Here is a 13,084-nt window from a genome sequence, read left to right as displayed (position 1 = left end):
GGCAATTATCTGGGGACGTCGGTTATGGCGGGTCGGGCCAATGAGAGCTGATGGATGGCGGTGCCGCAGGGGCTGAGGCCGGTGATAACTACAGGTTCTCCAGGAAGGTGAGCAGGCTGTCGGTGGGCCGGTAGCGTTTGGTGGCGGTGTCGCGGGGTGCGGTGCGGGCCAGGGCGCGTTCCTTCATGGCCAGGTCGGCGTGCAGGTAGACGTCGGTGGCCTTGGTGCTGGCGTGTCCGAGCCAGAGCGCGATGGTGGAGGTGTCGACGCCGGCGGTCAGCAGTGCCATGGCCGCCGTGTGGCGAAGTGTGTGCGGGGTGACGTTCTTGCCGGCCAGGGTCGGGCATCGTTCCGCGGCCGCGGGCAGGTGCTTGCGGAGGAGGTCGGCAACGGCATCGCGGCTGAGGTGGCCGCCGACGCGGTTGGGGAACAGTGGGTCGTCCGGGGCTGCGTTGCGGGCGGTGATCCATCGTTGGAGGAGGCGGGCGGTGGGTTTCGCCAGCGGGGTGCAGCGCTGTTTGCGGCCTTTGCCGGTGCAGCGCAGGTGGGCGCCGGTGCCGAGTTCGGCGTCGGCGCAGGTGAGTGCGGTCAGTTCCGAGACGCGCAGTCCGCTTTGTGTCGCGACCAGCAGCAGGAGGTGGTCACGTCGTCCCAGGAGGGTCGACTGGTCCGGGACCGCCAGCAGAGCCTCGGTCTCCTCGTGGCTGAGGAAGCACACGAGTGTGCAGTCGCGGCGCTTTTGCGGGATCGCCAGGACGCGCTGGATCAGCAGGGCGTGTTCCGGGCAGCGGTAGGCGGCATAGGCGAACAGCGAGTGGATCGCGGCCAGTCTGGCATTTCGGGTGGTCACGCTGTTGTTCCGGTCGTGTTCGAGATGATCCAGGAAGCCGCCGACGAACACGGCGTCGATGTCGGTCAGTTCCAGCGCCGACGGCGGGCGGCCGAGCTGACTGCGGGCGTACTCCAGCAGGAGGCGGAACGTGTCGCGGTAAGCCGCGACGGTGTGGGCACTGACCCGGCGCTGGGCCAGCCGCTCGGTGAAGAAACCCTGCATGACAGGGGCCAGAGTGGTCACGGTGATTCCTTCCGGGTCCGGTCGAGGCGTTCGGCCGCGGCTGTCATCAGCTGCGGGCAGGCGTGCAGGTACCAGTAGGTCGTTGCCGGGCTGACGTGCCCGAGGTAGGTCGACAGCGCCGGGAGCCGGTGGGCGACGTCGGCGTCGGCGGCGTACCAGTTCACCAAGGTGGTCACGGCGAACGTGTGGCGCAGGTCGTAGAGGCGAGGCGTGCCCGCGCCGGGCGGGGCCGTGATGTCGACTGCCTTCAGCAGCCGGGTGAAGGTCTTGCTCGCGTTGGTGTGGTTGAGCCGGGTCCCGGCTCCGGACAGGAAGAACGCCTCGGTGGACGGGCGTGGACACAGTTCGTCGCGTCGGCGCTGGTAGTCGGCGAGTTGCCCGACGGTGGTGGGGTGCAGAGGGACCAGCCGGGACTTGCCGAACTTGGTCCCCCGCACCAGCAGGACACCGCGATCCAGGTCCGGGTCGGCCCGGTCCAGTCCCATCGCCTCTCCGGTGCGGATACCGGTCGCGGCCATGAGCCCGATGAAGGACTCGAACGTCGCCGCGCGAAGAGGGTGGGCCAGGTGCCGGGCCGCGTGGATCAGCGCGGCGATCTCCGCCTGCGAATACAGATACGGCGGCGTCGTCCGCCCGGCGCGACGAGGCAGCAGGCCAGGCGGCGGGATCTCGACGAGCTCATCGAAAGCCGCCAGGAAGCGGGCGAATCCGCGGATCACCGTCAGCCTGGCCGCCCACCAGGCCGGATCGGCGCCGTCCGGCAGTACGGCCCACTCCAGTGCGGCCCGGACCGTCAGGCGCGAGTGGCCGCGCTCGTCCAGGAAGCCGACGAACTGGCCGAGCATCCGGCCCTCGACCTTGAGTTTGTAGCCCAGGCCCCGGCGGATCGCCAGATAGCGTTCGGCGTGGTCCCGGATGCCGTTCACCGCTCGCTCGCAGTCGGCCAGGGACGCACGACCGGTGCCAGCGCCGCCATGTCGACCTTCGCATAGATCGCCGTGGCGTCCTCGCCGTGGTGACGCAGCAACTGGGCCGCCTCGCCGAGGGTTCCGCCGCCGGCCAGCACCTGGCAGGCGGCGCGGTGTCGCAGCTGGTGCGCGGCGACGACCGGTATGCCGGCGCGGCGCGAAGCACAGCGCGGCACCATGACCACGGACTGCCGTGCCATCGGCGCGTCCGGACCGACGGTGCGCAGGAACACCTCGCGGAACGCCGACGGCCGCCGGCCGTGCCGCAGCCAGTCGGCCAGCGCCGCGCCGACATCCGCGGGCAGCGGCATCCGGTCAACCCGTCCGCCCTTGCCCCGGACCACCAGCTCGCCACCGCGCCAGTCCACATCCTCCAAGCACAGCCGCGTCACCTCGACCGCCCGCAGGCCCAGCCGTGCCATCAACAGCAGAATCGCGAAGTCCCGCCGTCCTGATGCGGTGGTCCGATCACAGCTTTCCAGCAGGAGAGGCACCGCGTCCGTGCCGGACGGCAGCCGGCTCAGCCGCCATCCCGCGACCGACGGCACCGCCGCGGACAAGTCCCGGTCAACGGCTGCGGTCACGAACAAGAACCGCAGCAGTGCCCGCAGACTCGACGTCACCACCTTCATCGACGCGGTCGCGTACCGCTTCGAGGTGTCCAGGACGAAACCGGCCACCGACTCCGGGCCCAGCCCATCCAGCCGAAGCCGGCCCTCGACGAGCTGCGCTGTCAGGAACTTGCGGGCGACGTCGACACGTCCGCGAACCGTACGCTCGCCGAGCCGGCGCTCACGCAGCAGATAGCCGCGGAACTCCTCCAGCACACCCTCGACCGGGCCCCCGACCGCGCCATGCTCCTGCGGCGGGATGACACCGGCATCCCGCAGAAAGCCGAGCATCAGCTGCAACGACCGATCCGTCAGCCACCGTCGGTGCCCGGCGTCCCGCCGTGCCTGGACGAATTTCCCCACCCGTTCCGCGGTCAACTGCCCCGGAGCCAGCCCCTCGCGTTCCAACCAGCGGCTCAGGTCCGCCAGTACGTAGGCGTGATCCTGAGAGGACCGCGGCGTGAACCCGCGCCGCACCAACTCCAACCGGAACGGATGAACCCACAGGGCCAGCGGCCCCGACACCCGCACCGGATACCGACCATCTGTCGCTGCCTTGACCATGAGCGCGCCTCCTTCGGGAACCTCTACGAAGGAGACCGCGCAGGACCGCCGTTATGACGCCCTTCTCCGAATCCGCCCACCGTCAGCCAGCCATAGCCACCCGACCCGCCATAACCGACGCCCCCAGATAATTGCCCCCGTCGTAGCCGCGGCTGTCGGTGCCGACGACGGCATCTGCCTTGACCGACTGCGAGTCGATCACCCCGGCCGTGGGCTCGGCATCCCGGCCCAGCTTCTCGCGCACCTGCGCGCGCAGCCGGTCGTGGAACTCCTTGACCAGCGCATTATCGCGCCAGCGGCGGAAGAACGCGTACACCCGGTCCCATGGCGGGAAGTCCACCGGCATGGCACGCCACTTGATGCCGTTGTCGACCAGGTAGCGGATCGCGTCCAGCATCGCGCGGTGGCAGTACGCCTCCGGCTGCCCGCCGCGGCCGCGCATCCAGCCCGGCACCGGCAGCAGCGGGCGGGCCTGGGCCCACTCGGCGTCGGTCATGTCGGTCGGGTACCGGCGCTCGCGCGCCCCGTTGTCGGCGGCGTTTCCGAACCGGTGAGCCAGACAGTCACACTCCCAGGTGACCGAAGTGGACTGCCAGGGCATCGACACGGAAGACTGCGGCACCGGGGCCTCCTGATGTTGCTCGGTGATTAGACACCAACGAGCTGTTCAGGAGGCCCCACTCGTATGCGCTCAGCGGTCCGCGACCACCCGATCGAGACTCCCGTTCGAAGCGCATCTCTCAAGATCGAAAAGACAACAGCTTCTGAGCCACATTGCCGCCCGCATCCCGTTCCAGCTCGTCCCCAAGAAGCATCCCGACCACGAGGGCCACCAGCGCATGTCCTGCCCGGCCGCCGCCGGACGCGTCCAGTGCCCCCTCAAACCCGCCGGCCTCGGTCGCGACCCCCGTCTGCCCCTGGCCGACCCCGAGCCGTCTCCCGCCGGACCGGCCAAGATCTGCGCCCAGCCAGTCGATCACCATGCCGCCGGAGGTCGGAGCCCAGCACCACCAGGTCTTCCCCTATGGCGGCGAAGACTGGCAGCGCGTCTACTTCCGGCTCCGCAACAGCGTCGAGGGCTTCAACGGCTTCGCCAAAGATCCCCTCTACGAGGCGATCGAGCAGCCCGGCACCCGCCGCATCCGCGGCATCGCCGCCCAGACGATCCTGCTGGCCTTCCAGCTCGCCCACGCCAACCGCCGCAAGATCGACCGCTGGCTCGCCACCATCCCGCCCGACGGGCACCCACCGCGGCGACGGCCCACCAGCCGCCGCCCGACCAGGCCCCTCGGCAGCTGGACCCCCACGGGCCACCTCACCCCTCAGTGAGAGAGACCTCACACCGCAAGGAAAATCACACAACGAACAGACCATCCTGGCGCCACCGAACCCCGGGCCAACCGGACACGCGCCCGCACAACCGATCCGGCTCCCCACCACGACGGCAAACCAAAACGGTCCTCATCGTGATCACGATGAGGACCGTTCCGTCACTGCTCAGAACACCGATTCGTCGGTGTCCCCTGGTGGGGCACCGACGGAACTCGCCGGTCAGGCCATACGAGACCGACTCGTAAATCGTTTCCCGCGCTGTTGGCGCAGATTTCCCACGGCGCAGATCAGGGCTTCAGGACCCTCAGCACCCTCAAGACATGCGCCTGTAGTCGCCAAGAGCCCTTTGGCAGCCCGCGTCACTATGCCCGAACTCACTTGCTCCCTCTGCTCCTCTTTCCCATCCAGGACTGGCAGACCCAGCGGGCGAGTGCTCCTACCAGGACGGCGACAATGATCGCCCCCCAGTCGATGACGTGCGGAAGCCCAGGAAAGAAGGCGAAGAAGGCGAGTGTCACGACGAGACCCGCCACGAACGCGGCGATCCCAGCCGACCGCCGTCGCGCCTCCCAACGCTGGTCCCGCCCCTGCTGTTGATCAATCATGAACAGCTCACTTCGTGATGTGGTGGCACTGGCTCACTCGGCGCACCCCGTTGACGTGGAGATGCGCACACGCCTTTCCATAACGAGGAAGCGTCTGGGGAGAGTTGTTCCGCATCGGATCGATCTTGCACTCGGGGTGCGTTCGCCCCCGGGAGGTCCTGTACGTCTTGTTGTTGGTGTCCGCGTACGTGAAGTCGATCCGCCAGTTGCAGAAGCCGGTGCTGAGCGCCGCGACAAAAGCACAGTCGACGCCAGCGTTCTGATAGGTGATCTTCTTCCCACCACCTCGGATGATGTGTGTGAACATGCAGCCGGTCGGAACCTTCATGGTCATGCCGCCAACGCTGTACTCGAAGGTTCGGACAGGAGTCGATCCGACAGCGCCAGCCTGCGCCGCCGAGGAACTCGTCAGCACGAAAGCGCACGCGGCAGCAACAGCCATGAAGAGCCTGGATCGATGAGGCGCGACCATGAAATATCCCCTTCCGGTGGAGAATCCCTCCGACCGAAAAGAACTCCAACGCCGCGATCATGTTTCTGACCAATGGGATGGTTCACCGACTTGAGTGATCAAGAGGTAGTGCGCTGACCAGCCGATTCGTTTCTTCAGCTCACCCCATTAAGTTGCCCGTCAGCCACCACAGGCAAAGCTTTCTGGACGCGACTCAGGCGTGGCTCCACGGCCGGATCGCGCAGAGGTCCCAGTCGAAGCGGCGTAGTCGCGCCTGCTCGACGTAGGTGGCCGTGTCGCCGTAGTTGATGTTGAGGTGGCGTCCGAGGACAACGGTAGCCACGCTGCCCGCTCCGGCGGCCTTCAGAGCTGTGGAAGCGGACTGGGCGTGGTTGCCAGTGGTCCAGGTGTCGTCGATGAGCAGGACGTTTTCGCCCCAGAGCGGCGACGACGTGTAGCGCTCTGCGGAGGCAGCGCGGCCTAGCGCGGAAGCATCAGAGGTTGGCGTGAGCAGGTCGCGATAGCGGTCACTGGTGACGCCGACCATGTCGGCGACCATGTCGCGGAGGGGGTGGTCACTGCGGCCGCTGGTGCTGGGCACAGTGGTGACCGTGTCGAAGCCGGATACCGCGCAGTGGTGCGCGATGCAGCCTTCATGCAGGGCGAGAAAGCGCCACAGGACAGCCGCCAATCCCATGCGGAAGTACTGCTGCTGAGGTCCGACAGCGTTCTTGTAGCGCCACAGCTCGTTGGCGTACTGCTCGCCTTTCAGGGCCAGGCTCAGGGGGACGATTACATCGGCGACACCCTCGCCGAGGATGTCGCCGGCCTGCTGGCACTGCCAGCAGGTGGGGTAGCCGGCGTTCGCCGTGCCGCGGCAGACCTGGCAGACGCCTGGGCCGGGCAGCAGGGGATGGACGAGGAAGTTGGCGTAGCGGGCGGACAGCCCGACGACGGTTGCCACCCGGATCCGCCGGTCAGGCCCAGGTGAGCTCGCCCGTAACGGGGACGAGAGAGTCGAGTTCGGAAAAGACGTCGTCAGGGCCGTCGATGACGGTGGTGTTGGGCCTGGTCGCGTACTCCCGTGCCCATTCGTGGGCCATCAGAGAGCGCATGAGGAAGACCCGTCGACCGTGTTCGAGGGCGAGGCGGGCCTGCATGCGGGCCCCGCTGCGGTACGCCGCCTCGACCACCACGGTGGCGAGGCTGTAGCCGCTCATGACGGCGTTACGCATGGGGAACGAGGTCTTCGAGGGCGGAGCGTCCGGCCAGAACTGGGAGATCAGCATCCCTCGCTCGGCGATCTCCTGCTGGAGCCGGGCGTTCTGCGCCGGGTAGGAGCGCCGCAGGCCGGTGCCGACGACGGCGACGGTCCGTCCGCCGACGGCGAGAGCGGTTCCGTGCGCGGCGGTGTCGATGCCGGCGGCGAGGCCGCTGACCACTGTGACGCCGCGCTCGGCGAGCCCTCCCGCAATGGCCCGGGCGTGGGCGATGCCCTCCGGGGTCGGAGTGCGAGTGCCGACGACCGCGACCCGGAGATCGTCGCTGACGGGGGTACCGCGCAGGAACAGGAAAGGCGGTCGCTGGTGGACCAGCCTCAGATACAGCGGATAGTCCTCGTCCAGGATCGTGACCAGCCGCATGCCCTCGCGCTCCCAGGCAGCGATCTCGGCGGCGACAGACTCCAGATCCGAAGCGGGTTCTGTGTCGAAGAGGGCGCCCTGTCCCGAGGCGTCGAGGGCGTTCTCCAGTACGTCGCGCGCGCTTCCGACTGTCTCGATCTGGTCGGTGAGTTCAGGCCAGGGGCGATCACCGCGTCGCAGGAGTGCGACGAGGGCGGCTCGCTCCAGTTCCTGGTCCATGTCGCAAGTATAGGAAGAGCGCCTGAGCCGGGCAGCGGAACATGAGGGAGATCCGAGGGCTTCGACCTGGTACTGAGGGTTCCGGCCAGTGACTGGTCTGACAAGCGCGAGGCACAGTCCGGCCTATAGCCTGGGCAGGTCGTGGCCGGCGGACGTCAGGGGTGGAATGAGCGGCGAGGGGGAACGCCGGGCTGCGGTGGTCGAGTACTGGCGGGCAGTGGAGCTGTTCAGTCCGCAGAAGGTTCCGACTGTGTCGTCACGGGAGCGGGTCTACGAGGTAGCGGCCGACCGCGCTCTGCCCTGGGAGGACGGTCATCCCGCACGGAGTCTTCCGCTGGATCCCGGGTACGTCCGGCAGCACATCGTCTACGGCGGCTGTTTTGCCCTCGCGGACGTCCGCGACACCCTGCTGGAGATCTTCGGCTGGGACGAGGAGGACGTGGACGGGCGGATGGACGGCGATACCGCCCTGTTCGCGCTGACGGTCACGGATGACGGTCGGCTGTTGCTGGACTCCCCGGTGTTCTCCGCGTGCGGCTGGGCAACCGGCCGGGCACTGAGTCCCGGGCCGGGCGGCGGACGATGGCTGGACGGCTTCGAGGAGGACGTACAGCCGTGGCTGGCCCGGGCCGCCGAACTCGGAGAACCGCCCATACCCGAGACGCCCCACGCGACGGGCAGTGCCGAGCTGTTGATCGACACTGTGCTGCCCGACGCCGCGATTTGGCGTCCCGCTGGGGTGTCGAAGACGCGCTGCGCCCCTTCGGACTGCGGATCCGAACGATCGCGGTGCGGGAGGACCGGGCAGAAGACAGCGATCAGCAGGACTTTCTGAACAGCTTCATCGCCGACGACCTGAAGCAGGTGGCCACGGCGCTGCCCGTGTCCGGCCCCGGCGCACCCCTTGATGCCTATCTGACCCCGAACGCGGAGCTGAACACTGCCCGGCGTATTGATCTGCGTGTGCGGCCCGAGGAGGCGCTGGCCGGGGTGGAACCCCAGGCCACCCCGCTGGGCCGCTGGCCCGCGGAGACCGCGCACCCCCTGGCGCTGAGCCAGCAGTTCGCTGTGAACTCGATCAAAGCCGAACTCGCTGGCGGTGGTGGCCTGTTCGCCGTCAACGGGCCACCGGGTACCGGCAAGACCACCATGCTTCGCGACAGCATCGCCGACCTCGTCGTGGAGCGGGCGGTGCGGCTGGCCGGGCTGCGGCTGCCGTCGGCCGCGTTCTCGCAGACCGTCCACCGGTGGAAGAGCGGCGAGTACACCCGTACCGTCACCGAGCTGCTGCCGGAGTTCACCGGCTTCGAGATGGTGGTGGCGTCGGCGAACAACGGGGCGGTGGAGAACATCTCCACCGAGATCCCGGCCCGCGACGCGCTGGGCGCGCAGTGGCGCGAGGACGCCGACTACTTCGCCGAGCAGGCCACCCGGCTGCTGAAGGGCGTCCCGGCATGGGGCGCCGTCGCAGCCCGGCTGGGCAGCAAGAAGAACCGCATCGAGTTCGTCAACCGCTTCTGGCACGGCAAGGAGAAAGGCACCGACCAGAACGCGCCCGCCACCGCACACCGTGCCCGCCCCGGCGCCTGGAGCGACAGCGGCCAAGGGCTGTCCCACCTGCTGCGCACGTACGCCACGACACCGCAGACCGGCGTGTGGCGCCAGGCCAGGGACCGCTTCCAGACCACGCTGGCGGAGGTGACGCGGCTTCGCGGCGAACGGGACGCGGCAGCCGCCGCCCTCCGCGCCCTGCCTGCCGCCCGGACGGCCGTCGAGACCGCGCAGTCGGCCGTCACCGAGGCCGCCGACGCGCTCGCACGACGCCGGGAGGCAGTGTCAACGGTCGATCAGGCGCTGGTCCTGGCGCAACAGACGTGCGAGAGCGCCGAGGGACAACGCAGGGAGCATGCCGGCCGCAGTCCCGGCTTCTGGATCATCCTGTGCACCTTCGGCCGAGCCGCCCGCGACTGGCACGCTGAGGACCAGGATCTGGCCACGCAGGAGCGGGACGCTCAGGCCGTACGGCAGGAAACGGACTCGGCCGCTGGACGCGCGCGGGCAGCCGCCGATCGAGCCGATGTCGAACTCGGCGAACGACGGCAGTCCCTCACCAGCGCAGTGGAGCACGCGCAGGCTCTGGACCGTACGGTGTCCGAGGCCCGGGCCGCCTGGGGCGCGCACGTACCGCAGGATGCCTGGCTCACGGACGACGGCACCCGGGAGCTGGCCGCCCCCTGGGCCGACCCGGAGATCACCCGGGCCCGGTCCGAGCTGTTGTTCGCCGCGCTCGACCTGCACCATGCGTTCCTGCGATGCACCGCCAAGACCATGCGGGCCAATCTCATGGCCGCCATGGATGTGGTCATCGGCGGCGCGCCCGCGACGCTCGGCGCGCCTGCCCGCCACGCTGCCTGGCAGAGTCTGTTCCTGGTCGTCCCCGTGGTGTCGACGACCTTCGCCTCCCTGGACCGCGTGTTCGCCGGGGTCGGCCGCGGGGCGCTGGGCTGGCTGTTCATCGACGAAGCCGGACAGGCCACTCCCCAGATGGCCGTGGGCGCGATGTGGCGTGCCCAGCACACCGTGGTGGTCGGCGACCCCCTCCAACTGGAACCGGTCGTCTCCTTGCCCTGGACCGCCCAGCAGGCGCTGCGGCGCGACTACGGCGTCGACGAGGAGTGGGTACCGGGCCGGACCTCCGTCCAGCAACTGGCGGACCGCGGCAACCGCTTCGGCACCACACTGCCCGCCGAACTGCCCGACGGTTCGACCGAAGTCTGGGTCGGCGCACCGCTGCGCGTACACCGCCGCTGCGACGACCCCATGTTCACCATCAGCAACGCCATCGCCTACGACGGCCTCATGGTCAGCGGCACCCCCGACCGCGGCCCCTTCAGCTACCGACCTGCCAGCTCCTGGGTGGACGTCGTCTCCACTCAGGCGGAAGGCCACTGGATCCCGGAGGAAGGCCGGGCACTGCGCCAGATCCTGGAACGCCTCGCCGCCACCGACGGCATCGATCTCGCGAAGCACGTATACGTCATCAGCCCCTTCCGCGCTGTCGTCGCCGGCGCCCGACAGGTGTGCCGTGGCCTGCTCCCCATGGACCGGGTGGGCACCGTCCACACCACCCAGGGCAAGGAAGCCGACATCGTCATCCTGATTCTCGGCACGGACCCCGCCCGCCCCGGTGCCCGCGCCTGGGCAGCCTCCCGCCCCAACCTCCTCAATGTCGCGGTCAGCCGCGCCAAACGCCGCCTCTTCGTCATCGGCAACCGCGACGCCTGGCGCGACCAACGCCACTTCACCACCCTCGCCGCCGAACTGCCCCACCACACCTGGCACCCTTTCGGCACGTGACAAGGCTGGGCGCAGACTGGCAGGCAGCGAAGTCGGTTGCCCGGTGCGATCTACATAGAGGGCGGGTAGAGAGCATCGTGGCGGGCGATCAGGGCAGTTTCGACAAGGGCAGAGGCGTGCCAGCCTGCACGTCATCGCTCCGCTTGACGGGTGGCGGCAGCAGATGTTCGTGACAGCTTCCGCCGTTCTCTGGGCGTGGGGCCCGACCGACGGCTGATCGTCTTCAGTTCGACCTGGGCGCCGCATTCCCTCTTCGCCGGTTCGGGGGAGCCGAATGAACCTCATTGAGTAAGCCGGAGAGCAGGGCGGAGCTCGTTGCTGAAGACTTCGAGCAGAAAAGGACCGAGTTTGGACGCAGCTCAGGTACCCGCAGGTCCAGGGGGACGGCCGTCGGCAAGGTGTAGCGTGGGCGGGCGATGCGCCAGCTTCCCTCTGGTTCGCCTGCTTGCTCGGCGATGAGTGTTTTTCCTCTCTCATGAAGGCGGGACGAAGGCGGGCGCGGATGTCAGGGCCCGGCTAGTCGACGTTCACGGCGCGGTCCAGCAGGACCTGGGCGTCGTCACTGGGGGTCATGAAATCTCTTTCGAAGGGTGTGGGGCAGGGGATCCCAGCGCGTCCTGAGCTGTCCACTCGTTCCGTTCGGCAAGCACACCAGCTTGGAAACGGCTGTCGGCCCCGAGTGTCTCCATGATCTCTGCCCTGGGTTCGACGTAATTCGAGGGTCCTGGAGGCTCTTGCGGGCTGAAGGTGCAGGTCATCGGGGTACGGACGGCGCAAACGGCTGGAATGGCCTAGAGACACGACTTTTCTGATTCACCTGTGTTGGCCTGCTACTTCGGCCTATCGTCTGGATCCATGTACGTGAGGACGACGAAGCGGGAGAACAAGTCCGGCACGGTCCGGTACCTGCATCTGGCCCACAACGAGTGGGATCCGGTGAAGGGGCGGGCGGTGCCGAAGGTGCTGTTCACCTTCGGCCGCGAAGACGACCTGGACCGCGAGGCGGTCAGGCGTCTGGTCATGTCTCTATCGAAGCTGCTGGAGCCGGGCGACGCGCTGGCCGCAACCGCGGCGTCGGACCTGGAGTTCGTCTCCTCGGTGCCGTTCGGCGGCGCCTATGTGCTCGACCAGCTGTGGCGCCGGCTGCGGATCGACCAGATCGTGGGCCGGGTCGGGCAGCCCAAGCGAGGCCGGCGCCGGGACATGACCGCGACCGAGCGGGTGCTGTTCGCCCTGGTCGCCAACCGGGCGCTGGCCCCGTCGTCGAAGCTCGCGGCGGCGGAGTGGATCACGAACGACGTGCACATCGACGGCCTGGCCGAGACCGGCGAACAGCCCTGCTACCGGGCGATGGACTGGCTGCACGAGGTGCAGGACGACTTGGAGAAGCAGGTGTTCGACGAGGTCGCGAACCTGCTGAACCTGGAAGTCGACCTGCTGTTCTTCGATACCACCAGCACCTACTTCGAACTGGAGGAGCCCGACGAGCCCCTCGCCCGCAACGACGCGGGCCGGCGCCTGGACGCCGACGATGTGGACGACAACGAGGCCAAGCAGGCCGGGTTTCGGACCTACGGCAAGTCGAAGGACTCCCGCGACGACCTGCCGCAGATCGTGATCGGCATGGCGGTCACCCGGGACGGGATACCGGTCCGCTGCTGGTGCTGGCCGGGCAATGCCTCCGACCAGACGCTGATCCGCCAGGTCAAGGACGAGATGCGGGACTGGACCCTGTCCAAGATCGTGTGGGTGGCAGACCGCGGTTTCTCCTCCGCCGCCAACCGCCGCTACCTGCGCAAGGGCGACCACGCCTACATCATCGGCGAGAAGCTCCGCTCCGGAAGTCCCGAGGTGCAGGCCGCCCTGTCCCGGCAGGGCCGCTACCAGGACGTCGGCGAGAACATGCGCGTCAAGGAGGTGCGGATATCCGACACCGACCGGTTCGTGATCTGTTACAACCCCGAAGCGGCCGAGCGCGACCGGCACATGCGTGAACAACTCGTCACCCAGCTCGCCGACCTGATCGCCGACACCGACAAGCTCAGCGACTTCAAGCGCGGCGAACTACGCGGGAAGATCGCCGACAAGCCCGGCCTGAACCGCTACCTTCGGGCCACCCCGGCCGGCAAGCTCCGCGTCGACCAGGCGAAGATCAAGGCGGAGGAGAACCTCGACGGGAAGTACCTCCTGCGCTGCAGCGACCCCCACCTGAGCGCCGAGGACATCGCGCTGGGCTACAAGCAACTGCTCGAAGTCGAG

General features: G+C 68.4%; 13 protein-coding genes. 4 read left to right on the top strand and 9 right to left on the bottom strand.

Features of this window, described 5'->3' with window-relative positions:
- Window positions 1–88: 88 nt before the first annotated feature.
- From GFH49_RS18425 to GFH49_RS18405, 5 genes are all read right to left on the bottom strand, one after another.
- Entirely contained in the window at window positions 89–1,075 is a 987-nt protein-coding gene (locus GFH49_RS18425; protein WP_155056482.1) for a tyrosine-type recombinase/integrase, read from the bottom strand.
- A complete protein-coding gene (locus GFH49_RS18420) occupies window positions 1,072–2,001 on the bottom strand; it encodes a tyrosine-type recombinase/integrase (RefSeq protein ID WP_230396314.1) in 930 nt (309 codons plus the stop codon). The genes GFH49_RS18425 and GFH49_RS18420 overlap by 4 nt, the downstream gene beginning before the upstream one ends.
- Window positions 1,998–3,218 (bottom strand): tyrosine-type recombinase/integrase, encoded by a 1,221-nt coding sequence (locus GFH49_RS18415; RefSeq protein WP_155056481.1) that lies wholly within the window; start codon window positions 3,216–3,218, stop codon window positions 1,998–2,000. The genes GFH49_RS18420 and GFH49_RS18415 overlap by 4 nt, the downstream gene beginning before the upstream one ends.
- Window positions 3,219–3,300: 82 nt before the next feature.
- Window positions 3,301–3,840, bottom strand: coding sequence for a transposase (locus GFH49_RS18410; RefSeq protein WP_230396363.1), 540 nt, complete (start codon window positions 3,838–3,840; stop codon window positions 3,301–3,303).
- Between the two features lie 118 nt (window positions 3,841–3,958).
- Window positions 3,959–4,201 carry a hypothetical protein gene (locus GFH49_RS18405; protein ID WP_155057104.1) on the bottom strand — a complete coding sequence of 81 codons (243 nt, stop codon included), beginning with the start codon at window positions 4,199–4,201 and terminating at the stop codon, window positions 3,959–3,961.
- Here GFH49_RS18405 and GFH49_RS18400 point away from each other — a divergent pair.
- Window positions 4,200–4,547: a hypothetical protein gene (locus tag GFH49_RS18400; protein ID WP_155057102.1), complete on the top strand. Its 348-nt coding sequence runs from the start codon at window positions 4,200–4,202 to the stop codon at window positions 4,545–4,547. The genes GFH49_RS18405 and GFH49_RS18400 overlap by 2 nt on opposite strands.
- A 377-nt stretch (window positions 4,548–4,924) precedes the next feature.
- Here the strand turns inward: GFH49_RS18400 and GFH49_RS18395 are convergent, their stop codons facing one another.
- The 4 genes from GFH49_RS18395 to GFH49_RS18380 form a co-directional block, all read right to left on the bottom strand.
- Window positions 4,925–5,155, bottom strand: a complete 231-nt coding sequence (locus tag GFH49_RS18395) for a hypothetical protein (protein WP_155057100.1) — start codon at window positions 5,153–5,155, stop codon at window positions 4,925–4,927.
- A 7-nt stretch (window positions 5,156–5,162) separates the two neighbouring features.
- Complete coding sequence (locus GFH49_RS18390; RefSeq protein ID WP_230396362.1) at window positions 5,163–5,489, bottom strand: hypothetical protein; 327 nt, start codon at window positions 5,487–5,489, stop codon at window positions 5,163–5,165.
- A 331-nt stretch (window positions 5,490–5,820) separates the two neighbouring features.
- Window positions 5,821–6,570 (bottom strand): type I phosphoribosyltransferase, encoded by a 750-nt coding sequence (locus tag GFH49_RS18385; RefSeq protein ID WP_155057098.1) that lies wholly within the window; start codon window positions 6,568–6,570, stop codon window positions 5,821–5,823.
- A 13-nt stretch (window positions 6,571–6,583) separates the two neighbouring features.
- Window positions 6,584–7,468, bottom strand: coding sequence for a DNA-processing protein DprA (locus tag GFH49_RS18380; protein ID WP_155057097.1), 885 nt, complete (start codon window positions 7,466–7,468; stop codon window positions 6,584–6,586).
- A 166-nt stretch (window positions 7,469–7,634) separates the two neighbouring features.
- Between GFH49_RS18380 and GFH49_RS39405 the strand changes: the two genes are divergently transcribed.
- The 3 genes from GFH49_RS39405 to GFH49_RS18370 form a co-directional block, all read left to right on the top strand.
- Window positions 7,635–8,303, top strand: a complete 669-nt coding sequence (locus GFH49_RS39405) for a hypothetical protein (RefSeq protein WP_196218040.1) — start codon at window positions 7,635–7,637, stop codon at window positions 8,301–8,303.
- On the top strand, window positions 8,258–10,825 hold the full coding sequence (locus GFH49_RS18375; protein ID WP_196218039.1) for a DEAD/DEAH box helicase: 2,568 nt from the start codon (window positions 8,258–8,260) through the stop codon (window positions 10,823–10,825). Before GFH49_RS39405 ends, GFH49_RS18375 begins: the two co-directional genes overlap by 46 nt.
- 855 nt (window positions 10,826–11,680) lie before the next feature.
- Window positions 11,681–13,084, top strand: a 1,404-nt coding sequence (locus tag GFH49_RS18370) for an IS1634 family transposase (RefSeq protein ID WP_155057093.1), incomplete at its 3' end; no start/stop codon positions are given.

This window comes from Streptomyces blattellae (assembly GCF_009709555.1).
GTDB lineage: Bacteria > Actinomycetota > Actinomycetes > Streptomycetales > Streptomycetaceae > Streptomyces > Streptomyces blattellae.
Note: the sequence above shows the minus strand (reverse complement) of the source record. Positions and strands in the feature narration are given on the sequence as shown.